The organism is Marinobacter sp. CH_CUG1437-1 (assembly GCF_037029655.1).
Lineage (GTDB): Bacteria > Pseudomonadota > Gammaproteobacteria > Pseudomonadales > Oleiphilaceae > Marinobacter > Marinobacter salsuginis.
The window spans coordinates 181,886-204,234 of the sequence record NZ_JAYMEW010000002.1 but is presented as its reverse complement, the minus strand read 5'-3'; the positions used below and the strand labels follow the sequence as shown (position 1 = coordinate 204,234).

24 protein-coding genes and 1 tRNA gene are annotated in these 22,349 nt (G+C 58.1%); 12 read left to right on the top strand and 13 right to left on the bottom strand.

Annotated features, from left to right (window positions below):
* The first annotated feature begins 18 nt into the window (after positions 1–18).
* The 3 genes from WA411_RS06335 (at position 19) to WA411_RS06325 (ending at position 2,167) form a co-directional block, all read left to right on the top strand.
* Complete coding sequence (locus tag WA411_RS06335) at positions 19–915, top strand: radical SAM protein (RefSeq protein WP_153633477.1); 897 nt, start codon at positions 19–21, stop codon at positions 913–915.
* Between the two features lie 24 nt (positions 916–939).
* The gene (locus tag WA411_RS06330; protein WP_291908973.1) at positions 940–1,506 is read left to right on the top strand and encodes a DUF1285 domain-containing protein; all 567 of its coding nucleotides are present in this window, start codon (positions 940–942) and stop codon (positions 1,504–1,506) included.
* Between the two features lie 199 nt (positions 1,507–1,705).
* Complete coding sequence (locus WA411_RS06325) at positions 1,706–2,167, top strand: FKBP-type peptidyl-prolyl cis-trans isomerase (RefSeq protein WP_008171631.1); 462 nt, start codon at positions 1,706–1,708, stop codon at positions 2,165–2,167.
* Positions 2,168–2,273: 106 nt separating this feature from the next.
* Here WA411_RS06325 and WA411_RS06320 read toward each other — a convergent pair whose 3' ends face one another.
* Positions 2,274–3,926, bottom strand: coding sequence for an electron transfer flavoprotein-ubiquinone oxidoreductase (locus WA411_RS06320; protein ID WP_069183712.1), 1,653 nt, complete (start codon positions 3,924–3,926; stop codon positions 2,274–2,276).
* 418 nt (positions 3,927–4,344) lie between these two features.
* Here WA411_RS06320 and WA411_RS06315 point away from each other — a divergent pair, with 418 nt between their 5' ends.
* The 3 genes from WA411_RS06315 (at position 4,345) to WA411_RS06305 (ending at position 6,985) form a co-directional block, all read left to right on the top strand.
* Positions 4,345–5,094, top strand: coding sequence for an electron transfer flavoprotein subunit beta/FixA family protein (locus WA411_RS06315; protein WP_069183601.1), 750 nt, complete (start codon positions 4,345–4,347; stop codon positions 5,092–5,094).
* On the top strand, positions 5,095–6,036 hold the full coding sequence (locus WA411_RS06310) for an electron transfer flavoprotein subunit alpha/FixB family protein (RefSeq protein ID WP_069183602.1): 942 nt from the start codon (positions 5,095–5,097) through the stop codon (positions 6,034–6,036).
* Between the two features lie 109 nt (positions 6,037–6,145).
* Positions 6,146–6,985, top strand: coding sequence for a putative RNA methyltransferase (locus tag WA411_RS06305; protein ID WP_291908985.1), 840 nt, complete (start codon positions 6,146–6,148; stop codon positions 6,983–6,985).
* An 11-nt stretch (positions 6,986–6,996) separates the two neighbouring features.
* Here the strand turns inward: WA411_RS06305 and WA411_RS06300 are convergent, their stop codons facing one another.
* On the bottom strand, positions 6,997–7,470 hold the full coding sequence (locus WA411_RS06300; protein ID WP_209397301.1) for a hypothetical protein: 474 nt from the start codon (positions 7,468–7,470) through the stop codon (positions 6,997–6,999).
* Positions 7,471–7,507: 37 nt separating this feature from the next.
* Complete coding sequence (locus WA411_RS06295) at positions 7,508–7,837, bottom strand: hypothetical protein (protein WP_141697202.1); 330 nt, start codon at positions 7,835–7,837, stop codon at positions 7,508–7,510.
* Between the two features lie 207 nt (positions 7,838–8,044).
* Between WA411_RS06295 and WA411_RS06290 the strand changes: the two genes are divergently transcribed.
* Positions 8,045–8,461 (top strand): hypothetical protein, encoded by a 417-nt coding sequence (locus tag WA411_RS06290; RefSeq protein ID WP_136632219.1) that lies wholly within the window; start codon positions 8,045–8,047, stop codon positions 8,459–8,461.
* Positions 8,462–8,526: 65 nt separating this feature from the next.
* Complete coding sequence (locus tag WA411_RS06285) at positions 8,527–9,768, top strand: saccharopine dehydrogenase family protein (RefSeq protein ID WP_291908993.1); 1,242 nt, start codon at positions 8,527–8,529, stop codon at positions 9,766–9,768.
* Here WA411_RS06285 and cydC read toward each other — a convergent pair.
* The 4 genes from cydC to WA411_RS06265 are packed head-to-tail and all read right to left on the bottom strand — an operon-like array spanning position 9,765 to position 15,533.
* Positions 9,765–11,381, bottom strand: coding sequence for a thiol reductant ABC exporter subunit CydC (gene cydC, locus WA411_RS06280; RefSeq protein WP_291908996.1), 1,617 nt, complete (start codon positions 11,379–11,381; stop codon positions 9,765–9,767). The genes WA411_RS06285 and cydC overlap by 4 nt on opposite strands.
* Complete coding sequence (cydD, locus tag WA411_RS06275; protein WP_291908999.1) at positions 11,374–13,086, bottom strand: thiol reductant ABC exporter subunit CydD; 1,713 nt, start codon at positions 13,084–13,086, stop codon at positions 11,374–11,376. The genes cydC and cydD overlap by 8 nt, the downstream gene beginning before the upstream one ends.
* Complete coding sequence (gene cydB / locus WA411_RS06270) at positions 13,087–14,088, bottom strand: cytochrome d ubiquinol oxidase subunit II (RefSeq protein WP_069183608.1); 1,002 nt, start codon at positions 14,086–14,088, stop codon at positions 13,087–13,089.
* Between the two features lie 2 nt (positions 14,089–14,090).
* Entirely contained in the window at positions 14,091–15,533 is a 1,443-nt protein-coding gene (locus tag WA411_RS06265) for a cytochrome ubiquinol oxidase subunit I (RefSeq protein WP_291909003.1), read from the bottom strand.
* Between the two features lie 183 nt (positions 15,534–15,716).
* Here WA411_RS06265 and WA411_RS06260 point away from each other — a divergent pair, with 183 nt between their 5' ends.
* Positions 15,717–16,358 carry a class I SAM-dependent methyltransferase gene (locus WA411_RS06260; RefSeq protein WP_291909005.1) on the top strand — a complete coding sequence of 214 codons (642 nt, stop codon included), beginning with the start codon at positions 15,717–15,719 and terminating at the stop codon, positions 16,356–16,358.
* Positions 16,359–16,434: 76 nt separating this feature from the next.
* Positions 16,435–16,521 (top strand) — tRNA-Leu (locus WA411_RS06255).
* Here the strand turns inward: WA411_RS06255 and WA411_RS06250 are convergent.
* The 3 genes from WA411_RS06250 to WA411_RS06240 are packed head-to-tail and all read right to left on the bottom strand — an operon-like array spanning position 16,522 to position 18,439.
* Positions 16,522–17,325: an enoyl-CoA hydratase-related protein gene (locus WA411_RS06250; protein WP_291909008.1), complete on the bottom strand. Its 804-nt coding sequence runs from the start codon at positions 17,323–17,325 to the stop codon at positions 16,522–16,524.
* Between the two features lie 53 nt (positions 17,326–17,378).
* Positions 17,379–18,257 (bottom strand): DMT family transporter, encoded by an 879-nt coding sequence (locus tag WA411_RS06245; protein WP_153633465.1) that lies wholly within the window; start codon positions 18,255–18,257, stop codon positions 17,379–17,381.
* Between the two features lie 38 nt (positions 18,258–18,295).
* On the bottom strand, positions 18,296–18,439 hold the full coding sequence (locus WA411_RS06240) for a hypothetical protein (RefSeq protein ID WP_167352695.1): 144 nt from the start codon (positions 18,437–18,439) through the stop codon (positions 18,296–18,298).
* A gap of 187 nt (positions 18,440–18,626) precedes the next feature.
* Between WA411_RS06240 and WA411_RS06235 the strand changes: the two genes are divergently transcribed.
* Positions 18,627–19,418: an enoyl-CoA hydratase gene (locus WA411_RS06235; protein ID WP_069183615.1), complete on the top strand. Its 792-nt coding sequence runs from the start codon at positions 18,627–18,629 to the stop codon at positions 19,416–19,418.
* Between the two features lie 25 nt (positions 19,419–19,443).
* On the opposite strand, the gene WA411_RS06230 is transcribed toward WA411_RS06235, so the two are convergent.
* From WA411_RS06230 to WA411_RS06220, 3 genes are read right to left on the bottom strand one after another with little or no spacing between them, the layout of a single operon-like run.
* On the bottom strand, positions 19,444–19,962 hold the full coding sequence (locus WA411_RS06230) for a DUF192 domain-containing protein (RefSeq protein ID WP_291909015.1): 519 nt from the start codon (positions 19,960–19,962) through the stop codon (positions 19,444–19,446).
* Positions 19,959–20,720, bottom strand: coding sequence for an ABC transporter permease (locus WA411_RS06225; protein ID WP_136632317.1), 762 nt, complete (start codon positions 20,718–20,720; stop codon positions 19,959–19,961). Before WA411_RS06225 ends, WA411_RS06230 begins: the two co-directional genes overlap by 4 nt.
* A gap of 25 nt (positions 20,721–20,745) precedes the next feature.
* Positions 20,746–21,666, bottom strand: coding sequence for an ABC transporter ATP-binding protein (locus WA411_RS06220; protein ID WP_069183617.1), 921 nt, complete (start codon positions 21,664–21,666; stop codon positions 20,746–20,748).
* A gap of 132 nt (positions 21,667–21,798) precedes the next feature.
* Between WA411_RS06220 and WA411_RS06215 the strand changes: the two genes are divergently transcribed.
* Positions 21,799–22,284, top strand: a complete 486-nt coding sequence (locus tag WA411_RS06215; protein ID WP_291909022.1) for a hypothetical protein — start codon at positions 21,799–21,801, stop codon at positions 22,282–22,284.
* The last annotated feature ends 65 nt before the right edge of the window (positions 22,285–22,349 follow it).

Genomic DNA, 22,349 nt, shown 5'->3' with positions numbered 1-22,349 from the left:
TCAAATCCGAGCCTGATTATGTACAGCTTTCCGATTGACTACGTAGAGCCGGTATTCCGGCCTCCCAGTGAAGCCAAGTCATTGATCCTTCCGGTTACCAACGGCTGTTCCTGGAACAAATGCACCTTCTGTGAGATGTACACCCAGCCCCAGAAGAAATTCCGGGCCCGCAAGCCCGACGACGTGCTTAAGGATATCCAGAATGCAGCTCGCAGCCTGGGTGGTGTGCGCCGTGTCTTCCTGGCGGATGGGGACGCCATGGTGTTGCCGACCCGTCGCCTGCTGGAGATTCTCGGGCAATTACGGGAGGCTTTCCCCGACCTCCAGCGGGTTTCCAGCTACTGCCTGCCTCGTAATCTTGCCAAAAAAACCGTGGAAGAGCTGGCACAGCTGAAGGAAGCCGGCCTCCAGATTCTCTACGTCGGGATGGAATCCGGCGATGATGAGGTTCTGCGCCGCGTCAACAAAGGCGAAACCTGGGAATCTACCCGCTCGGCGCTGGTCAAGATTCGCGAAGCGGGCCTTACCAGTTCTGTGATGGTGCTGAACGGGCTTGGCGGTGAAAGTCTCTCCCGTCAGCATGCGATCAACACCGCCACCCTCTGTAATGAGACCCAGCCGGACTACCTGTCGACCCTGGTAGTGAGCTTCCCGCAGGGGGAGGGGCGTTTCCGGGAAGGGTTCGGTGACGATTTCGTTCCACTGTCACAGCAAGGGCTGTTCGAGGAAATCCGCCTGTTCCTGGAGCACCTGGAACTGGATAAAACCATCTTCCGAAGTGACCACGCCTCCAACTATCTCGTCCTCAAAGGGACGCTGGGCAGGGACAAGCAGAAGATGCTGGACCAGGTGAACCTGGCCATCACAAATCCCGGTGCGGCGCCGCTGCGTGCGGAATGGATGCGCGGGTTGTAATTTACCGGACCGGGAGCCACGGTTATGAGCATGAATCCGGATAATCTTGCAAAACAGGTGGAGGAAACCGTGAAGAATGCCGGAAACCCGCCCCTGGATAAGTGGAACCCCGAGCTCTCGGGCGATATGGACCTGCGCATCACCCGTGATGGCCAGTGGATATTCAAGGGTGAGCCATTGGCGCGGGAAGCCATCGTGCGTCTCTTCTCCACCATTCTCCGCAAGGAAGAAGATGGCGAGTACTACCTGGTAACCCCGGTCGAGAAGTGGCGAATCCAGGTTGAGGATGCACCGCTTCTGGCGCACTCGCTCCAGGTAACCGGAGAGGGCGACCGGCAGGTCATCTCATTAACTACCAATGTGGGCGAAACCCTGGAGATCGGCCAGAACCACCCGCTGGAAGTGGGAACCTATCCGGGCTCCGACGAGCCTCGCCCGGTTGTGAAGGTTCGCCATGGCGTCGACGCACGCCTGGTCACGGCTGCCTATTATGATCTGGCTGACCATGTGGTCGAGCGAAACGAGGGTGGTCATCCGACCCTCGGCGTCTTTAGCCACGGAATTTTCTATAAAATCGGGCAGGGTGGTTGAAAACCCGTACCGCGGCCCCAGAATTACGGTAGAAAACGCATCAACTCAGTTGTTAAACTGTGTTTTCATACTTGTTATGAGCCTGGCTCTCTAACGAGGCCCGGTGGTCGTTAGTCCCTCTGTTCAGTCTGGCTGTTCACGATCACTTTCGATTGCCTAAATCAATTAAACAGTCATTGCGGACACGCAAGGAGATCACATGGCCCAACCTCGTGTTGTCACCATCCATTACACGCTCACCAACGATCAGGGAGAGCAGCTTGATTCCTCCCGTGTAGAAGGTCGCGAGCCTCTGTCTTACCTGGAAGGTGCACAGAACATTATCGGTGGACTGGAAAGTGCACTGAACGAAAAGAACGCAGGCGATCAGGTTAAGGTTTCTGTAGAACCTGCAGAAGGCTACGGCGAAGTAAACGAAGAACTGATCCAGCCGGTTCCACGTTCTGCATTTGAAGGCGTCGACACCATCGAGCCGGGCATGCAGTTCCAGGCGCAGACCCCGGGCGGCCCCCAGGTTGTTCGCGTGGTTGAAGTTGGCGACGAAACCGTCACCATCGACGCCAACCATCCGCTCGCGGGGCAGACTCTGCATTTCGACGTAGAAGTGGTAGAAGCTCGCGACGCGACTGACGAAGAGCAAGAGCACGGTCACGCTCACTAAGCTTTTCAGAAGCGCAACGAAAAACGGCTCCTCAGGGAGCCGTTTTTTTATGTCCGAAAATAAAAAACGGCCCAAAAGGGCCGCTTTTTTTTACGGGGAACCGAACTTACATGTTCGGATAGTTCGGGCCACCGCCCCCTTCCGGAGTCACCCAGTTGATGTTCTGGGCAGGATCCTTGATATCGCAGGTCTTGCAGTGAACACAGTTCTGGGCGTTGATCTGGAAACGCTTGCCGCTGCCGTCGTCTTTCTCGACCACTTCGTACACGCCGGCCGGGCAGTAACGCTGCGCAGGCTCGTCGTATTTCGGCAGGTTGTCACGAATCGGCAGCTCCGGATCCGTCAGCTTCAGGTGTACCGGCTGGTCTTCCTCGTGGTTGGTGTTGGAGATAAACACCGAGGACAGGCGGTCAAAGGTCAGCGTGTTATCCGGCTTGGGATAAGTCACCTTCTTGCACTCGGACGCCGGCTTCAGGGTGGCGTAGTCCGGAGTGGTATCGTGGAAGGTGATCGGCAGGCTGCCACGCAGGATGTTCTGCTCGAAGAAGGCAATGGCGCCGCCCACCACGTTGCCGAACTTGTGCATGGCCGGGCCGAAGTTACGCTCGGCGTAGAGTTCCTTGTACAGCCAGCTATCCTCGAAGCGCTTCTGGAAGCTGGTGATTTCCTCACCGCTCTTGCCTTCCTTAAGGGCCTCGAAGACCGCTTCGGCGCCCAACAGGCCGGACTTCATGGCGGTGTGGGAGCCCTTGATCTTGGAGCTGTTCAGGGTGCCGGCGTCGCAACCTAGCAGCAGGCCGCCCGGGAAGCTCATTTTCGGCAGGGCATTGTAGCCGCCCTTGGCGATGGCGCGCGCACCGTAAGACACCCGCTTGCCACCTTCCAGGTGCTTCTTGATCTCCGGGTGCAGCTTCAGGCGCTGGAACTCTTCGAATGGGCTCAGATGCGGGTTGCTGTAGGACAGATCGGTAATCAGGCCCACGTAAACCTGGCCGTTCTCCAGGTGATACAGGAAAGAACCGCCGGTGGAGCCGGTCTCGTTGAGCGGCCAACCGGTGGTATGGACGACCAGGCCTGGCTCGTGTTTGGCCGGATCGATGTCCCACAGCTCCTTGATGCCGATGCCGTAGTGCTGGGGATCCTTGCCTTCATCCAGCTTGAAGTCGTTGATCAGGCGCTTGCCCAGGTGGCCACGGCAGCCTTCGGTGAAGAGGGTGTACTTGGCGCGCAGTTCCATGCCCGGCATGTAGCCGTCTTTCTCGGAACCGTCGCGGGCCACGCCCATATCGCCGGTGATAATACCTTTTACCTGGCCATCCTCAACGATGGTCTCGGCGGCCGCAAAGCCCGGATAGACCTCAACGCCAAGCTGCTCGGCCTGTTCGGCCAGCCAGCGGCACAGGTTGCCCAGGCTGATGATGTAGTTGCCATGGTTGTGCATGTTCTTGGGCACAAAGGCATTGGGGATCTTGGTGGCGCTATCCTGGTTTTTCAGCAGGAAAATGTCGTCACGGGTAACGGGCGTGTTCAGCGGAGCGCCTTTCTCTTTCCAGTCCGGGAAGAGTTCGTTGAGGGCAGTGGGCTCGAATACGGTACCGGCCAGAATGTGCGCGCCGATCTCAGAACCTTTCTCTACCACACATACGGTGAGTTCCTCGCCGGATTCCTGTGCCAACTGCATGACACGGCACGCTGCAGACAGGCCCGCCGGGCCGCCGCCGACGATCAGAACATCAAATTCCATCGATTCGCGTTCCACGTTGGTCTCCTCAAACATCTTTAATGGAAATTATGTGCCCGCAGGCCAATTATTCTGGGCCGCCATCATACCGGTAAAACTGCGTATAGACGACCGCCCCAAGCCGTTTGTCCCGACTTGCATAACCAAAAGGATACCGTATTTGAAGAATCAAACAAACGTTTGTTTGAAATTCACTCTGACCTTTGGCATTGTAAGAGCACACTGAAACATCGTGTGTTTTGAGTCGAAATCTAGTATCGTCTCATTGCCGTTCCCGGTCAATACCGGGGAATTGGCTGAAAGTTCAGTCCTGGCGCGTCGTTTGAGGCTATTGATTCTGCCGAGTGTTGCCTCCATCATTAATGCGCATTGAATGTCGGCAGGCTCTGCGCGAGGACTGCAAGTCATAAACCCATCGTAGAAGAACGAGGAATCTATGAAGGTTCTGGTCGCTGTAAAACGAGTAATCGACTACAACGTAAAGGTGCGCGTCAAGCCGGACAACACCGGTGTTGACCTCGCCAACGTCAAGATGGCAATGAACCCGTTCTGCGAAATCGCGGTAGAAGAAGCCGTTCGCCTGAAGGAGAAGGGTGTTGCCAGTGAAATCGTGGTGGTATCCATCGGTCCGAAAGCCTCTCAGGAGCAGATCCGTACTGCGCTGGCGCTGGGTGCAGACCGTGGCATCCACGTCGAAACCGACGAGGAGGTTCAGTCTCTCGAAGCGGCCAAGCTGCTGAAGGCTGTTGTTGAGAAAGAAGAGCCGAAGCTGGTCATTCTTGGCAAGCAGTCCATCGATTCCGATAACAACCAGACTGGCCAGATGCTGGCCGCGCTGACCGGCATGGGTCAGGGCACTTTCGCTTCTGAAGTGGTTGTTGAGGGTGACAAGGTTAACGTAACCCGTGAGGTAGACGGTGGTCTGATGACCGTTTCCCTGAATCTGCCTGCGGTTGTCACCACCGACCTGCGTCTGAACGAGCCGCGCTATGCTTCTCTGCCGAACATCATGAAGGCCAAGAAGAAGCCGCTGGACAACATGAGCCCGGCCGATCTGGGTGTCGACATCGCTCCGCGCCTTTCCACCCTGAAGGTAGAAGCGCCTGCTTCCCGTCAGGCGGGTGTGAAAGTGGCCGACGTTGCCGAGCTGGTCGATAAACTGAAGAACGAAGCGAAGGTGATCTAAATGAGCATCCTTGTAATTGCTGAACATGACAACAGCAGCCTGAAACAGGCTACCCTGAATGTTGTAGCGGCTGCCAAGGCCATCGGCGGAGACATCGACGTACTGGTTGCCGGTGAGAACTGTGGTGCCGTTGCTGAAGCAGCTGCCAAGGCCGAAGGCGTTAACAAGGTACTGGTTGCCGACAACGCTGCTTATGGTCACTTCCTGGGCGAGAACCTGGGTGAGCTGGTTGCCGAAGTTGGCAAGGGCTACAGCCACATCCTGGCCGCCGCTGGCACCGTGGGCAAAGACTTCATGCCACGTGTTGCTGCACTGCTGGACGTTGCCCAGGTTTCCGACATCATGCGCGTGGAGTCCGAAGATACCTTCGTTCGCCCGATCTACGCTGGTAACGCCATTGCCACTGTAAAATCCAGTGACAGCATCAAAGTCGTTACTGTTCGTCCGACCGCGTTCGACCCGGTTGCTGCTGAAGGTGGCTCCGCTGCCGTTGAACAGCTGGACGTTGTAAAAGACGCTGGCCTGTCCCAGTTCGTTAGCGAAGAGCTGGCCAAGTCTGACCGTCCTGATCTGGCAAGCGCCGGTATCGTGGTTTCCGGTGGTCGCGGCATGCAAAACGGCGACAACTTCAAGATGCTTGAGCAGGTTGCCGATCTGATGGGTGCCGCTGTTGGCGCATCCCGTGCTGCTGTTGACGCCGGCTTCGTACCGAACGACATGCAGGTTGGCCAGACCGGTAAGATTGTTGCTCCGCAGCTCTATATCGCCGTGGGCATTTCCGGTGCCATTCAGCACCTGGCCGGTATGTCTGATTCCAAGGTGATCGTTGCGATCAACAAGGATGAAGAAGCGCCGATCTTCCAGGTTGCCGATTACGGCCTGGTAGCGGACCTGTTTGAAGCGGTTCCGCAGCTTGAAGAAGAGCTGAAGAAAGTTCTGTAACTTTCGGTTCTTCATCCAGAAAGGCACCTTCGGGTGCCTTTTTGCGTTGGGTGAAACCCCAATACCTGCCATGATACCCGGCCCGACTGTTGAACCGGATTCAAACACCATGACCACCACACCCTTTGATGCTTTAGGCTGCCCGTTGGACGGGTGCGCGCTCACCGCCAGCGGAACGTCCTGGCGGTGCGAGAACGGGCACAGTTTTGATGTCGCCCGGCAGTGCTACGTGCACCTGTTGCCGGTCCAGAAGAAACGTACCCTGGACCCGGGCGACAGCAAGGCGATGGTGGCGGCCAGACAACGGTTCCTGAATGCCGGCTTCTACGCAAGGATCGCCGAGTCGGTTAGCGATCGGGCGCTGCAGTCGCTGCCCGATGAGGGGAAGGGGTCGGTGCTGGACGCCGGTTCAGGAGAAGGCTATTACCTACGGCACCTGGCAGGCAAGGCTGGCGATAAAGACCTTGCGATGATTGGTGTCGATATTTCGAAATGGGCGGTCCTCGCAGCGGCAAAACAGGATAAACAGACCCGATGGGTAGTGGGCAGCAATGCAAACCTGCCGGTTCTGCCGGAATCACTGGATCTGGTGCTTTGCCTGTTTGGTTTTCCGGTCTATGGCGAATTTGCCCGTGTGCTTAAGCCCGGTGGGCAGGTGATCCAGGTGGATGCCGGTGCCGATCATCTTCGGGAGCTGCGAGAAATCATCTATCCCGAGCTGAAATCGCCTGGAAAGACCGACAGCGCAGCACCGGAGGGCTTCCGACAACTGGACTCTACCGTCGTGCGTTTCTCCGTGACACTCCCGGATCAGGAAAGTATTGCCGATCTTCTGGCCATGACACCGCATCTGTACCGGGCCAGCGCCGAGGGACTTGAGAAGGCAGCGGCGCTTGACTCACTGGAGGTGACCGTCGACGTGGTGCTCAAATCCTGGGAAAAGAGCTAACCTCCCAAAAGCTATTGATCGTCGGAACCTTGGCCCTTGTCACGCTTGCGGGACGCCAGCCGCTTTTCGGCCTTGCCGATGATCAGGGTATCGGCAAGGATGTGCAGCGCTTTGTTGGTGGTGCGCACCGTTCGGTAGATCTGCTGACTGGTCTGGTCATGGGTGGCTCGCGCTTTTCGGGCCGTCTGCCGGAATTCTTCATCTTTCGAGAAAAGATCAATCAGCCCGAACGTGGTGTTGGAAATCGCCTTGTGAACTTTCTCCACTGCGCTGGCACCGCCTGAGACGGAATCTTCCAGCAGGCGGGCACGGTTCCGTACTTCCAGAAGATCCATTCTGCTTTTCTGTAGGGCGCTGTGTGCCGCCACCCGATGAGAATTGAGAATCCGGGCTTCACGGCGGCACAGCAGGAGCTGCCAATAGGCGATGCCGAAGCCCATGAAGGCCAGTAGCAGGAGAAAAGATACGATCGCGGTGGTGATCATGTTAATGCGCTTCCATCAACCGGAGTGACTACCCAAATCATCGATACTCGAGCTGCATGTCGACCTCGATTTCACGCTCTGCCATTTCGTTCTCTAGTTCTTTTAACACTTCCTGGTACACCATTTTGCGGACCATCACGGGGAGTTTGTCCGCAAGCACGCGGGCAGAGCGTGATTCCCGTTTGGCCAGGGCAATCGGATCCAGTACCCGTAGCGTAATAACCATTTCCGGCTGCTGCTCGGAATCTGCGATGTCGTCATTCTCCATCATCTGTGCGATCACTTTGCGCTGTTCAAGAACCTGCCAGCAGACGAAAGCGCTGAACAGCACAAGCAAGATGCTCAGTACCATCAAAAAGGTGATCAATTCGAACCTCCGGAAATCGTGTCGTGCACTGTGTTGCAGTGTGCCCCATGAAGTATGACAAACGATTGGCCGTGACGACGGATCCAATAGCGCGGCGGGGAAAGTAGAACGAGCGCTCAAAACTGCTAATATCGGTTGCAGTTGTAGGATGAGCTACGCAGAATCAACGAGTTAAGGCCACCTATTCACACCAACAGAGGATTGTTCATGGTTTGGTTCAAGGCGTTTGCAAGTGGTTTTCTCGCGACCCTGGTATTCCATCAGGGCCTGTTCGCACTGTTCTGGCTGGGCGGTGTTGTGCCCGCAGCGCCGTTCAACATGTCACCGGTGCCACCGCTGGGCGTTCCGCAGGTTGTATCACTGGCGTTCTTTGGTGGCCTCTGGGGTATGTTGCTGTGGCTGATTCTCGGTCGCCTTGCGGGGATGAAGTTCTGGCTGGGGCATGTCATTGTAGGGGCAGTTGGTCCCACAGCCGTTGCCATGCTGGTGGTGTTTCCTCTTAAAGGGCTCGATGTCTCTGCTCAGACCTGGGTTGGCGGGCTTATCCTCAACGGGTTCTGGGGCCTGGGTGTGGCCGTATTCATGCGCCTGATGGGCACCAAGGCAACCGCAGCCGTTCGTTGAACCCTGAACCAGTGCTCTGTTAATTCTCTATCAACTTTCCAGATAATTTTGACTAAGGAAGAGCAATGACCAAATCCTCAGAAACGGCCTATGACCTTGTGGTTTTCGGAGCCACCAGTTTCGTTGGCCAGATTCTCACCCGTTACTTGCTCGAAACCTACGGAGTGGGCCAGTCGGTGAAATGGGCAATTGCCGGTCGCTCCGAGAGCAAGCTCAACACCCTGAAGGGTGAGCTTGGCTCCAAAGCCAAAGACCTGCCAGTGATCCTGGCGGATGCGTCCGACGAGGCCGCCCAGAAGGCCATGTGCGAGCAAGCCCGAGTCATTATTTCCACCGTTGGCCCCTACGCGCTTTACGGTGAGCCTCTGGTGCAGGCGTGCGTGCGCAGTGGCACGGATTATTGCGACCTGACCGGCGAAGTGCAGTGGATCCGCAAGATGGTGGAGCGCTACGAGGAAGAAGCCAAGTCCTCCGGTGCCCGCATCGTGCATTGCTGCGGCTTCGATTCGATTCCTTCCGACATGGGCGTGTGGTTCCTTCAGAACCAGGCAGAGCAGACCTTCGGTGCGCCATGCCGGGATGTCCGCATGCGGGTGAAAACCGCCAAAGGCGAATTCTCGGGTGGGACCGTTGCCTCCCTGATGAACGCGGTAAAGGAAGCCGCGGCCGATCCGAAACTGCGGAAACAAATGGCCAATCCGTTTTCAATCTGCCCGCCAGATCATCGCTCCAAGACCCGTCAGCCGAGCCTGAAAGGTGCAGAGTACGACAAGACCTTCAACGCCTGGCTCGCGCCTTTTGTGATGGCAGCGATCAACACACGCGTGGTTCATCGTTCCAACGCCCTGCAGAACGCGCGTTATGGCAAGGAGTTCACCTACGACGAAGCCATGATGACCGGTCGTGGTACCAAGGGCCGTCTGGCAGCGTATGCCGTCACCGGCGGTCTGGGGGCATTCCTGATGGCCTCTGCCGTCAAACCCACCCGCTGGCTGGTTGAGAAGTTCGTGCCCAAGCCGGGCGAAGGACCCAGCCCGGAAGCCCAGAAGGCCGGGTTCTATGACCTTCGTTTTGTTGGCCGCACAGAGGATGGCAAAACCATTATCACCAAGGTGACCGGTGATCAGGACCCGGGCTACGGTTCCACCGGCAAGATGTTGGGTGAAGCAGGGATGTGTCTGGCGTTCGATATTCCGGCGGATCAGCCCGGCGGGTTCTGGACGCCGTCTTCGCTGCTCGATGGCAAGCTGATGGACCGTCTCACCAGCAAGGCGGGCCTGACTTTCGAGGTACTCGAGACCCGTTAACCGCTGAGGTAAATCACACGGTCGGTGTCCGGGAGGGCATCCGACCCGTGTGCCAGGCTAACCACGGTTTTTCCTTCCAGAAGCGTTTCCATCCGTTTTGAAATGCGTGCCCGGGTATCGGCATCCAGGCCGGTAAACGGCTCATCCATTATCACCAGCGGGGCGGGGTTCAATAGCACACGCGCCAGGGCCACACGCCGCGCTTCACCGCCGGAGAGTCGGCTGCCGGCACTGCCGAGCCAGGTATCGAGGCGATCCGGTTCGGTGACAAAACGTTCAGCCAATTCCATCTGCTCCAGGATGCTCCAGAGTTCGGTGTCCGAGGCCTCGGGCGAGCCCAACAGCAGATTGGCCCGGAGGGTATCCTCAAACAACACGGTTTTCTGGGTGAGGTAAACGCACTCCCTCCTCGCCAGATTGCCCTTGGCGGTGGGCAGCAGGCCGGCGAGCACATCCGCCAGGGAGGATTTGCCGCTGCCCGAATGCCCGAGAATGCCGATGTGCTCTCCATCCTCAATCCCAAGGTTGAAGTGCGTAAATAAAGGCGCGTAACCCTCGTGTTTTACGACAATATCTTCCGCCAGAAGGGCTTTTCCCGGCGGCAGTTCTGAGGCGCTGGGCGCGGCGTTCCGGTCATCCTCCCGGCAATCCCGGTTCAACCGCGCCGCAGACGCAACGGTTGCCCCGAGCTTGCCAAAGGCATCCGGCAGCATGGCGTAGACCTCGGCCAGGCCGAGCAGGGCAATGGGCAGTAACACCAACACCGGACCGGACACCGAACCTGACTGGAACAGGGCAAAGCCTGCCCAAAGGGCCACAACCGCGGTAAGGTTGACGAAAAGATGGGAGCCAGCCAGATGCCAGCCTACCCGGGTATCGGCCCTGGCTTGCTCGGCAGTTACCTGATGAGCCTGGCGCATGAGCCAGGCCGCATGTTTTCCGGTACGTCCGGCCGCGGTTAGCTCCGGGAAACCCTCGATGTGCTCGATCACCGCCGTTCGAAGGTCTTCCTGCCGGTCGCTTTGCCGGGCCGCCAGGCGCCAGGTTCTCAGATAAACCCCTGCAGTGGCGATTACCAGGGCAATGACCAGCAACAGTCCCACCAGCAATGCCGTGCCGATATCGAAGAGCAAGGCAGCCAGAACCACCACCAGCAGAGTAACCAGGCCCGCAAGGGCGGTGGGTGCGATCAGGCGCAGGTAGAGGGTGTCCAGGGCATCCACATCGGTGGTGAGCCTGGATAGCCACTGGGCGCCGCTCAGCTCGCCACGGCGAACGCGACTGGCGCGGGACAAACGTTTGAACAAAGCGACACGGATGTCTGTGAGCAACCTCAGAACGGTATCGTGGTTGTAGACCCGCTCCAGATACCGGAATACCGTGCGGGAAACGGCGAAAAACCGGATCGCGCCGCCGGGTACATAGAGGTTTATGGTCGCCGCCACGCCGGCGGCCAACAGCAGGCCCACCAGCGCAGTTTCAGTAATGAACCATCCGGATACCGCCAACAGACCTATGCCGGAGAGCAGGGTAGCCAAAATCAGGAAACCGCCCACAACCAGGCGCCCCGGGCGTTTGAAGATCAGGTCCAGCCAGGGCTTCAGTTCACGCATCGCGCACCTCCCCGTCGGAGACCAGCAATACACAATTGGCAAGAGTCAGCAGGGCCTGGTGGTGGGTGGAGAAAATCAGGGTTTTGCCGGCCACCGCCAGTTTATGCAGGGCCTCCAGCACAAACACTTCACTGTCGCTGTCCAGGCCGGCAGTGGATTCATCGAGCAGAATCAGGTCGTAATCCGCCAGGAAAATACGCGCCAGACTCAGCCTTCTTGCCTGGCCGCCGGAAAGCCCCTGGCCCTCCTCGGATACCGGGCTGTAAATACCCTGCTGGCGACTGTCGAGCAGGGAACCGAGGCCTACATTACGCAGGGCCGTCTCGATGGCGATATCAGAGGCATCCGGAGTGGTCAGTCTGAGGTTATCGGCCCAGGTGCCGTGAACCAGAAACCCTTTCTGGCCCAGCCAGCCAAAGCGGAAACTGCCCGGTGCCTCGCCGAACAGGTGGATCTGACCGGCATCCGGTGCAAGAAAGCCGGCCAATAGATGCAGCAGGGTAGATTTCCCGCCGCCGGAGGGGCCTGTCAGGGCAACCACTTCGCCTTTGCGGATGGTCAGCGTGAGATCACTCAACACCTTCTGACCCGACCGGAAGCTCTTGCTGACGGAACGCAGCTCGATCCGGTCTTCCGCGCCCTCCACAGACACGGTTTCACTCGCGCTCTGAAGGTTTACCGGGGATGCCAGCCGCTCAAGAATTTCGGTACCAGCACCCATCGCTGCGGCACGATCATGATAATGCTGGGAAAGAGTGCGCAGCGGCTGGAAAAACTCCGGGGCCAGTAACAGAATCAGCAGCCCGGAAAACAGGGTCAGATCTTCGGAAGGGCCGTATGTGATGTACCCCAGGAGACCAAACCCGATGTAGATGGCGATAACGGCGATGGCCACCGAGGCAAAGAACTCCAGAACCGCCGAGGACAGAAACGCGACCCGGAGCGTTTTCATGGTGATGCGTCGGTAATGATCCGAGCGCTTGCGAATCAGCTCGGCTGCCCCCTCGGTCTGCCCGAAGAGCTGCAGCGTAGTCAGGCCGCGTACCTTGTCCAGGAACTGGCCGGATAGTCGGCTGATGGTTTCAAAATGCTGCTGGTTCAGTTTCTCCGCACCCATACCCACCAGCGCCATGAACAGGGGAATCAGCGGTGCAGACAGCAGCAGGAAGATGCCGGCCAGCCAATCCAGCCAGAACACCAGGGCGAGGATCAGCAGTGGCACAATCATCGACAGGGTCATCTGCGGCAGAAAACGGGCGAAGTAGCCATGCAGGGCTTCCACGTGATCTATCCATTCGCGGGCAAGAGCGCCAGCCGAAGACTGGCCCAGTTCAACGGGGCCGGTGGCCTGCCAGTGCTTGTGGAGTTGCCGGCGGGCGTCACGGCGAACCTGTTCGCTGCATCGAGCGGCGAAGCGGGTCTGGTAGCCCTGGCCAAGTGCGCGCACAACGAGGGCGATAATCAGACCCAGAAAAAGAGGAGTGAGGTCCGCAACCGGAACCTCGTCAATGATGCCCAGATGGATAATCCGGGCAAGCAAAACCATCTGAATAATGGTGGCAATGCCGGCAACGGTGCCGGCAGCCACGGTACTCCGGATCAACAGGCGACTGCCACGGGCCAGATCAGAAAGCCATCCTTTGACGGCTTTCTGATCGGTGGCGGAGGTATTCTCTCCGTCCCCATTGGCCGATGGCTCCGCCACTTAGTGATATCCCTCGCCGGCGCGTACCTTGCCGCGGAAGACCCAATAGGTCCAGGCGGTGTAGACCAGCACAATCGGAATCACGAACAGCAGGCCCAACAGCAGGAACAGCTGGGATTCATAGGCGGAGGCTGCCTCCCAAAGCGTGTATTCCGGCGGGACCACATAGGGCCAGCGGCTGACCACCAGGCCCAGATAGGTGGTGATGAACAGGCCCATGGTGGCCACGAACGGCATGCCGTCTTTGCGATCACGAACCGAACGGTAAATCTGGATAGCGCAAAGCAGTGTCAGAACCGGCAGGACCCAGATAATGCTCAAGTTGGAGAACCAGCGCTCACGCACCATTTCATCCACGAAGGGGGTCCAGACACCGATGATGCCGAAGACCACCAACACCGCGAGGAGCAAGGGCAGGGTGATCTTGTAGGCCCACTGCTGCAGATTCCCCTCGGTTTTCATGATCAGCCAGGTGGAACCCAGCAGGGCATAGCCGGCCAGCATACCCAGCCCCGTGAGCACGGTGAACGGCGTCAGCCAGTCCAGCGCGCCGCCAACATAGACGCCATTGGCGGTTTCAAAGCCCTGGATATAGGCCCCGACCACGGCGCCCTGGGCAAACGATGCAACGGTGGAGCCGCCGGCAAACGCCCAGTTCCAGAGATAACGTGACGTACGGGCCTTGAACCGGAACTCAAAGGCCACGCCACGGAAGATCAGCCCGGCCAATAGTAGGAATACACCGATATAGAGTGCCGGCAGGAAGATGGAATACACCATGGGGAAGGCGGCCAGAAGACCGGCGCCACCGAGCACCAGCCAGGTTTCGTTGCCGTCCCACACCGGGGCCACCGAGTTCATCATGGTGTCGCGGGCTTCCTCGTTCGGTGCAAAGGGGAAGAGAATACCCACGCCCAGGTCGAACCCGTCCATCAACACATACATGATAATGCCGAAGCCGATAATGAATGCCCAGATAAGAGGCAGATCAAACAGTTCCATAATCAGTGACCTCCCTGGTTGACCGGCTTGGCAGTACCAACAGTATCGTCAGAATCGTGTTCGATTTCGAAAGGCACATGTGCAGCGGAGAACGGACGCTTGGGTCGATCTGCCTCGTGTTCGTCCTCATCACGGTCTTCAAGACCGACATACAACACACGCATGAGGTAGTAGACACCGGCAGAAAACACCAGAGCGTACACAACGATATAGCCGATGAGCGTGAACAACGCCATGCCGCCGGTCAGTGACGGGGTCAGTGCCTCGGCTTGGGTCATCTGGCCATACACCAGCCAGGGCGCGCGGCCCACTTCTGTTACGAACCAGCCGGTGAGTACCGCAAAGAAGGGCGCAATGCTCATAAAACGCATCCCCTGCAGGAACCAGTTGGTGCGCCAGTACCTGCCGCCGGCACGCAGAACCAGGCCGGTTACCGCGAAGGCGATCATCAGCAGGCCAATACCTACCATGATCCGGAAGGACCAGAACACAATCGCCACCGGAGGCTGCTCTTCAACCGGCACTGCGCTCACACCGGGCACCTCTCCGTCCCATTCATGGGTCAGAATGAAGCTGGCCAGGCTGGGAATACCAATCTCGTAAAGGTTCCGCTGGTTTTCCTGATCGGGAATGGCGAACAGCAGCAACGGCACATTGCGGGAGGTTTCCCAGTTACCTTCCATGGCCGCAACCTTGGTGGGCTGATGCTCCAGGGTGTTCAGGCCGTGAAAATCACCCAGCACCGCCTGAGCAGGCGCAATGAACAGCAACAGCCACAGGCACATGGACAGCGCTTTCTTGTTGGCCTCCACCTCGCGACCCCGCAGGAGATACCAGGCGCTCACGCCGGCCACCACGAAGCCGCCGGTGAGGAAGGACGCCAGCGCCATATGGGCAAAGCGGTAAGGGAAGGAGGGGTTGAAGATCGCCTCGCTCCAGGAAGTCACATAGAACACGCCGTCGCGCAGCTCGGTGCCGGCCGGAGTCTGCATCCAGCTGTTGGCCGAGAGAATCCAGAAGGAAGAAATAAAGGTACCCGTCGCAACCATGATGGCGGCAAACAGGTGAACGCCTGCCGGCACCTTATCCCGACCAAAGAGCAGCACCCCGAGGAACGCCGCCTCCAGGAAGAACGCCGTAACCACCTCATAACTCAAGATAGGGCCAAGGAAGTTGGCTGAGGCCTGCGCGAAATTGCTCCAGTTGGTTCCGAACTGGAACGACATCACGATGCCCGACACCACCCCCATACCGAACACCACGGCAAACACCTTGGTCCAGAAGGCAGAGAGCTTCACCCACACAGGATTCTCGGTTTTGAAGGCAAGGCCTTCGAGTACCGCAATGTAGGAGGCAAGGCCGATGGTAAACACCGGAAAGATGGCGTGAAATGACACCACGAACGCGAACTGGATTCGCGATAGAATGAGAGGATCAAGTTCCATGGGAACCCTCCGGTAACGGTCACATCATAACAAACGGGCCCAGCGAACCCGTTCAGCCGCTGCCTTAGCTCTGTTTGTTATATTGTTATTACCGGCAGATACTTACTATGCTACTAAACATGGTAGCAAATTCGATAGGGCGTTTTGCCGCACCCTTGATTTAAAACAATTATGGTGTTGCCGATGAGCTTTTACGAAGACAGGATTCTCCCCCACATCATAGACCGCGCATGCTCCATGGGCCAGGTGATGAAGCTTCGTAGCCAGGTAGTACCCCATGCAAAAGGCGTGGTGCTGGAAGTGGGCATGGGCTCGGCCATCAATATGGAATTCTACAATTCCGAACACGTTGACATGGTGTACGGGCTGGAGCCCTCAGAAGGCATGCGACGCAAGGCCCAACCGAATCTGGCAAGATCCCCCATCAAGGTAGAATGGCTGGATCTGCCGGGCGAGAAAATCCCCCTGGAAGACCACGCTGTCGATACCGTTCTTCTGACCTTCACCCTGTGCACGATCCCGGACTGGCATGCAGCCCTCCAGCAAATGTGGCGGGTGCTCAAACCGGGCGGCGAGCTCCTGTTCCTCGAACACGGCGAATCCCCCGACGACGGCACCCGAAAGTGGCAACACCGCATCACCCCAGGGTGGAAAAAGCTCGCCGGCGGCTGCCATCTGAACCGACACATCGCCGACCTGATCCGACACGCCGGCTTCGAAATCCAGGAACTGGAAAACCTCTACATCCCCAAGGCGCCGAAAATCGCCGGATACATCTACAAGGGCAGGGCAACCAAGCCTGCAGAGGCCAGCCCGGCCGCCTGAGGGCGCGGGCAGAATCCGAATTGCGTTACCCCACGCAGACTTATACAATTCTGCCCGTCAAAACCTCCCCCCGAATGCTCCGGTGGTGAAATTGGTAGACACAAGAGACTTAAAATCTCTCGACCGCAAGGTCGTGCCGGTTCGATTCCGGCCCGGAGCACCACTATTTCTTCGACATCGCCTCCAGCATTTTATTCACCGCTTCCAGGTGCTCTGGCTCGTTGTGGCACATGCCCTGGAAGTTGGCACACACATCCAGAAAATCCTTCAGTTCCATCCTCGGCGCCATTTTCATCAGGCGTTTGGTCAGGCGTGTGGCTTTCGGCGGCTGGCTGGCCATGCGGCTTGCCATGGCGTTTGCGGCATTCATCAATTCGTCTGCTGGCACCACCTCCAGAACAATACCCAAGTCTTTGGCTTCGGCGGCGTCTATCACGCGGCCGGTGAGTGTGAGCTCAAAGGCGCGCTGATAGCCAATCAGGCGCTGCATGAACCAGGCGCCGCCGTCGCCGGGGATGATGCCGAGGTTGAGGAAGGTTTCGCCGAACTTGGCACTTTCCGAGGCAATGCGGATATCCGCCATGTTGGCCAGATCGAAGCCGGCACCAATGGCGGGGCCGTTCACGGCGGCGATGATGGGCACTTCGACGTTCTGCAGGGCCAGGGGAATGCGCTGGATCCCCTTGCGGTAGCGGTCGGCGCATTCGGCCACGTCGCCGGCAAAATCACCGCTTCGGTTGGCCATGTCCCGGATGTTGCCACCAGCACTGAAGGCAGAGCCAGCCCCGGTGATCACCAGTACCGACACGTCGTCGCACTGGTTCACCCATTCTGCGGTGGTCACGATGTCGTCGATCAGGTGTGAGCCTGTGAGCGCATTGCGCAGGTCGTGACGGTTCAGGGTGAGGGTGGCTACCCGGTTTTCCAGGGTGAGCAGTGCGTCGGTGAGCTTGGGTACGTTGGTCATGAATGCGGTTCCTTGTTTTTGATCAGCGCGTATCTTCGCGCGCGGGAACCGGATTAATCAACTAATAGCCGCGCCTTTCGGTAGCGGCTGACTTCCGTCCAGCCGTGCACCGCTAGAGCCGAGAATACGATGACACCGCCCACCAGGCTGAGGTTTGGCGGTACCTCGCCCAGGAACAGCCACACCAGGAAGGATCCGAACACCGTCTCCAGAAGCAACATCAGGCTGACCTCTGCCGCGGGTATGTAGCGCGGGCCAATCTGGATCAGGATGCAGGCCGTCGGAAGGAATACAAGGCAGAGCAGTGCAATGAAGAAAAAGTCCCGGCCTGAGGGCATCTGGGCCCCGCCAAACAGAGCGGCCACAGCGGCCAACACCAGGGCCCCGAACATGAGCATCACGCTCATGTCACTGTCGGGTTTGGAGCGGGCCACATTGAGGTTGGAGGCCAGGGCCGTAGCGGCAACCACCGCCATCAAAAGGCCCAGGGGATCGCCTTTGCCAAACTCCCCCACGGCCATAAAGGTGGCCCCGGTCACACATACCAGGATGACGACCCAGGTTCGCAGGGGCAGGGTTTCTTTCCAGACCGCCCAGGCGATCACGGCGGCGATAACCGGGGCGGTGTTGAGAATCACCAGCACGTTGCCGGCGGCGGTGTTTTTCATGCCGACTACGAAGCCGAGGGTGCTGATTGCAAAGGCACCGGCACAGAACAGGCCTTTGCGGCCACATTTGCGAATTTCAGGCACCAGCCGGGAACGGTAACGGGCCCAGCTGATCACAAAGAAACTGAGGGCCAGCAATAAGCCCCGCCAGAACAGGAACACCACCGGGTCCACGGAGGTGATTTTCACAAGCAGCGCATCCGGAACGATAAACAGCACGCCGAGGGCGGCGATGGTCAGTCCTTTGATTCGGGTTGTCTGCAATGTGTGTTCGCCTGTTCTGGTGAGGTGTGTTGTTCAGTTCAGGGGTTATCCTGCTCTGGCAGCGGCTGGATGCTATTGATGTCGCCAGTTGGTGTTGCCGGTTCGTCCTCAATGATAATGAAGATAGCGCCGCCAATAACCGCGATGGCAAAGATGGCTTTGAGGATTATCGATTTCGACATGCGTTCTTCCTCTCTGCGTTCTGGCTTATACAAACAGCCTATGGGCGGGAGAGGGCTATAACAACCGCAAAGCCCCGAAAACTGAGCATCCTACAAAAGTCGCTTCGACAGTATAGACGCAGTCAGCAATACTCAGGGTAAGTTTGCAGGTTGCCTGGTGCAGCACCGTTAAAAATGGAGTGTCCTCATGACTGAACAAACCGCAGAACTGGTTCACAAGTACAGCGAAAATGGCATTACCACGCTCACGCTGAACCAGCCGGAGAAGAAAAACAGCCTGTCTATGGCCATGCTGGAGGCGCTGTCTGAAGAGCTGGAGATTATTGCCTCCGATACGGAAACCCGGGTTGTGGTGCTCGCGGCCCATGGCAATGTGTTCTGTGCCGGCCACGATCTTCGGGAAGTTCGGGAGCAGTTTGATAGCCATGAATTCCAGCTGGCGCTGTTCAACCAGTGCAGCAAGGTTATGCAGCAGATCGTCAATCTGCCCCGGCCGGTGATTGCCCGGGTAGCGGGTGTTGCCACGGCCGCGGGCTGTCAGCTGGTGGCCAGCTGTGATCTGGCGGTAGCGGCGGATACGGCGCGGTTTGCCACCCCGGGCGTGAACATCGGGCTGTTCTGTTCCACACCGATGGTGGCTCTGTCCCGGAACGTGTCCCGCAAGCACGCCATGGAAATGCTGCTGACCGGCGAAATGATCGGCGCCGTGAAGGCGGAACGCATCGGGCTGGTTAATCAGATTGTCGATGAGCAGCACCTGGACGAGATGGTCTACAAGCTGGCCCGCACCATTGCCGACAAATCCGGCCATACACTGAAAATTGGCAAGGAAGCCTTCTATCGGCAGCTGGAAATGCCGCTTGAAGATGCTTACGAGTACACATCGAAAGTAATGGCCGACAACATGATGGCCAACGATGCCCAGGAAGGTATCTGCGCGTTCCTGGAGAAGCGTAAGCCGGAGTGGCAGGACAGCTAGAATCGCCTGGGAGTATCAGCCCGGCCTACTGGGTCGGGCAATTACCGTTTCCAATGAATAGCCCGTCGCCGGTCCGGATTCCATGTTCCTGGAAAAAACCGGCGTTCATCTCAACGGCCTGGATAAACGACACGCCGGCGGGGTAGGTGGGGCAGCCAGCACCGCTCGCCGAGGCGCAGGGCACCATCTGCCGGATACTGCCGATCACGCCATCCTCGTTGAGGTAGGCAATGTCCAGGGGAATCAGGGTTTTGTACATCCAGAAGCCGTGGCTCGCTTCCCTGGGCTCGCTGTACTCGAACAGCATACCGGCGTCGGGAGCGAGAGACGTACGGCCCATCAATCCCTTCCGGCGCTGTTCAGAGCTATTGGCCACTTCCAGTTTTACCGGCACTGTGCCCGCTGCGGACACAAAGCAGGCGTCGACAACCGGAAGACCTTCCTGCGGCGCTGCGATGCCTGAAGAGCACCCGTAAATCAGCGAGCTGACCGCCAGTACGACCCAGACTTTCAGGCCTCGAAGGCGTTGCGGTGTCGCTGTCACGAGCGTAACCGGTACCCGGTTTTGAAGATCCACCAGATGCCCACCATGCACGCGGTGAGAAACACCAGGGTCATGCCCACGCTGATGCCGACATGAACGTCGGACACGCCGTAGAATGCCCAGCGGAAGCCGCTGATCAGGTAAACCACCGGATTGAACAGGCTAACCGTTTGCCAGACCTCCGGCAGCATATCGATGGAGTAGAAGGTTCCGCCGAGGAACACCAGCGGGGTGATGATCATCATCGGGACAATCTGGAGTTTTTCGAAGCCATCCGCCCAGATCCCGATGATGAACCCGAACAGGCTGAAGGTGATGGAGGTCAGCACCAGGAACGAGAACATCCAGAACGGGTGCAGTACGTCGTAATCCACAAAGAACTTCGCCGTAGCAAGTATGATCAGCCCGAGGATCACGGATTTGGTGGCAGCGGCGCCAACGTATCCCAGGACCACTTCCACGTAGGACACCGGTGCTGAGAGCACTTCGTAGATGGTGCCGGAGAACTTGGGCATGTAGATGCCAAACGAGGCGTTGGAGATGCTCTGCATCAGCAGGGACAGCATCACCAGCCCTGGAATGATGTAGGCCCCATAGGCGATGTTGTCGATATCACCCATGCGCGAGCCGATCGCGGAGCCAAAGACCACGAAATACAGGCAGGTGGAAATCACCGGTGAGAGCACGCTCTGCATAACCGTTCGGCGCATGCGGGCCATTTCGAATTTGTAGATTGCGCGGATACCGTAAAGGTTCATGCCTTTCTCCGTTGGGCCGGCGGGCTTACTCGTGCACCAGGCCGACAAAAATCTCTTCAAGGGAGCTTTCCCGGGTTTGCAGATCCCGGTATTCAATGCCCAGATCCCCGAGTGTCCGAAGCAGCCGGGCAACGCCGGCCTGTTCCTGCTGGGAGTCAAAGGTGTAGATCAGCTGGTAGCCGTCCTCGGACAGCTCCACCGGTTCCAGGGTCAGTTCGCCCGGTACCTTGTCGAGCTTGTGCGCCAGGTGCAGGCGCAGCTCCTTTTTGCCCAGCTTGGTCATCAGCTGGGTCTTGTCCTCAACCAGAATGATTTCACCCTGCCGGATCACGCCGATCCGGTCGGCCATCTCCTCGGCCTCTTCGATGTAATGGGTGGTGAGGATAATGGTCACACCACTTTCCCGGAGTTTGCGGACCATATCCCACATGTCCCTCCGCAGCTCCACATCCACACCGGCCGTCGGCTCATCAAGGAACAGGATCTGCGGTTCATGGGAGAGTGCCTTGGCAATCATCACCCGGCGTTTCATGCCGCCGGACAGCGACATGATGCGGTTGTTGCGTTTGTCCCAGAGCGAGAGGTCTTTGAGCACCTTCTCGATGTGGGACGGCTTCGGCGCCTTGCCAAACAGACCGCGGCTGAAGGAAACGGCATCCCACACGGTTTCGAACGAATCGGTGTTCAGTTCCTGGGGCACAAGGCCGATGGTCTCGCGGGCCTTGCGGTAGTCTTTGACAATGTCGTAGCCGGCGGCTTTCACCTCGCCTGAGGAGAGGTTAACAATGCCGCAGATGATGCTGATCAGCGTGGTCTTGCCGGCGCCATTGGGGCCGAGCAGGGCGAAGATTTCGCCACGGCGGATGTCCAGGTTGATGTTCTTCAGGGCCTGGAAACCGTCACCATATACCTTGCTCAGGTGCTTAACGGAAATATCCGGCTGCACGGGCGTGTCCTGTGGTCAAAATGGGTCGAATTGAAGGCGCGGTATTTTCTCATGACTGGCGCCAGTTTAGAAACCTTTGCCTTGGCGGGAGAAATCCCCATAATGCCCGGCAGGTTTGTTCGGGGTGCCGTTATGTTACGTGTAATAGCAGTGGCAGGATTGATTCTGGGGCTTGTTGCCGTGGCAATGTTTGGTCCGGGCTTGCTTAAGGATGCCAATGGGGATCTGGAAAGTGCTACTGCCAAAGGGAGTGCCGCGCCCCTTGCCCGTTGTGATTTGCTTCAGGAGGGCCCTTGCAGTTGGTCAGACGGTTCGGGCGAGTGGCAAATCAGCCTGAGCGAACTGGGTGAGGGCACCCAGGGCATGGAGTACCAACTCACGGTAGTCACACCAGAGCGGCCGGAGCGTTTTCTCGCCGTTCTTCGGGGAGAGTCCATGTACATGGGCGAGTATCCCGTACCACTGGGCAACCGGGACAGAAACGAATACTCCGCGCGTTTTACGGCGCCATTCTGTACCGTAGACGCTACCATGACCTGGCGGATTGATCTGCAGCAGGGGCAACAGCCTATCGAGGGCATTCCGGCAAAGCTGGTATTTCAGGCCGAGCCACACTGAGACACGGGCAACCGGACGTCAGTCGGCTGACAACGGACCCGGATTGTGTAAAATCACCATACCGC

What these genes read in the sequence shown, in the direction of transcription:
- WA411_RS06290 (WP_136632219.1), top strand. Translation starts at nt 8,045, where the DNA reads ATGGTTTGGTTCAAGGCGTTTGCAAGTGGTTTTCTCGCGACCCTGGTA.
- WA411_RS06215 (WP_291909022.1), top strand. Translation starts at nt 21,799, where the DNA reads ATGTTACGTGTAATAGCAGTGGCAGGATTGATTCTGGGGCTTGTTGCC.
- WA411_RS06265 (WP_291909003.1), bottom strand. Translation starts at nt 15,533, where the DNA reads ATGGAACTTGATCCTCTCATTCTATCGCGAATCCAGTTCGCGTTCGTG.
- WA411_RS06330 (WP_291908973.1), top strand. Translation starts at nt 940, where the DNA reads ATGAGCATGAATCCGGATAATCTTGCAAAACAGGTGGAGGAAACCGTG.
- WA411_RS06325 (WP_008171631.1), top strand. Translation starts at nt 1,706, where the DNA reads ATGGCCCAACCTCGTGTTGTCACCATCCATTACACGCTCACCAACGAT.
- WA411_RS06300 (WP_209397301.1), bottom strand. Translation starts at nt 7,470, where the DNA reads ATGATCACCACCGCGATCGTATCTTTTCTCCTGCTACTGGCCTTCATG.
- WA411_RS06240 (WP_167352695.1), bottom strand. Translation starts at nt 18,439, where the DNA reads ATGTCGAAATCGATAATCCTCAAAGCCATCTTTGCCATCGCGGTTATT.
- WA411_RS06250 (WP_291909008.1), bottom strand. Translation starts at nt 17,325, where the DNA reads ATGACCAACGTACCCAAGCTCACCGACGCACTGCTCACCCTGGAAAAC.
- cydB (WP_069183608.1), bottom strand. Translation starts at nt 14,088, where the DNA reads ATGGAACTGTTTGATCTGCCTCTTATCTGGGCATTCATTATCGGCTTC.
- WA411_RS06260 (WP_291909005.1), top strand. Translation starts at nt 15,717, where the DNA reads ATGAGCTTTTACGAAGACAGGATTCTCCCCCACATCATAGACCGCGCA.
- WA411_RS06285 (WP_291908993.1), top strand. Translation starts at nt 8,527, where the DNA reads ATGACCAAATCCTCAGAAACGGCCTATGACCTTGTGGTTTTCGGAGCC.
- WA411_RS06335 (WP_153633477.1), top strand. Translation starts at nt 19, where the DNA reads ATGTACAGCTTTCCGATTGACTACGTAGAGCCGGTATTCCGGCCTCCC.
- WA411_RS06315 (WP_069183601.1), top strand. Translation starts at nt 4,345, where the DNA reads ATGAAGGTTCTGGTCGCTGTAAAACGAGTAATCGACTACAACGTAAAG.
- WA411_RS06310 (WP_069183602.1), top strand. Translation starts at nt 5,095, where the DNA reads ATGAGCATCCTTGTAATTGCTGAACATGACAACAGCAGCCTGAAACAG.
- WA411_RS06305 (WP_291908985.1), top strand. Translation starts at nt 6,146, where the DNA reads ATGACCACCACACCCTTTGATGCTTTAGGCTGCCCGTTGGACGGGTGC.
- WA411_RS06235 (WP_069183615.1), top strand. Translation starts at nt 18,627, where the DNA reads ATGACTGAACAAACCGCAGAACTGGTTCACAAGTACAGCGAAAATGGC.
- cydC (WP_291908996.1), bottom strand. Translation starts at nt 11,381, where the DNA reads ATGCGTGAACTGAAGCCCTGGCTGGACCTGATCTTCAAACGCCCGGGG.
- WA411_RS06225 (WP_136632317.1), bottom strand. Translation starts at nt 20,720, where the DNA reads ATGAACCTTTACGGTATCCGCGCAATCTACAAATTCGAAATGGCCCGC.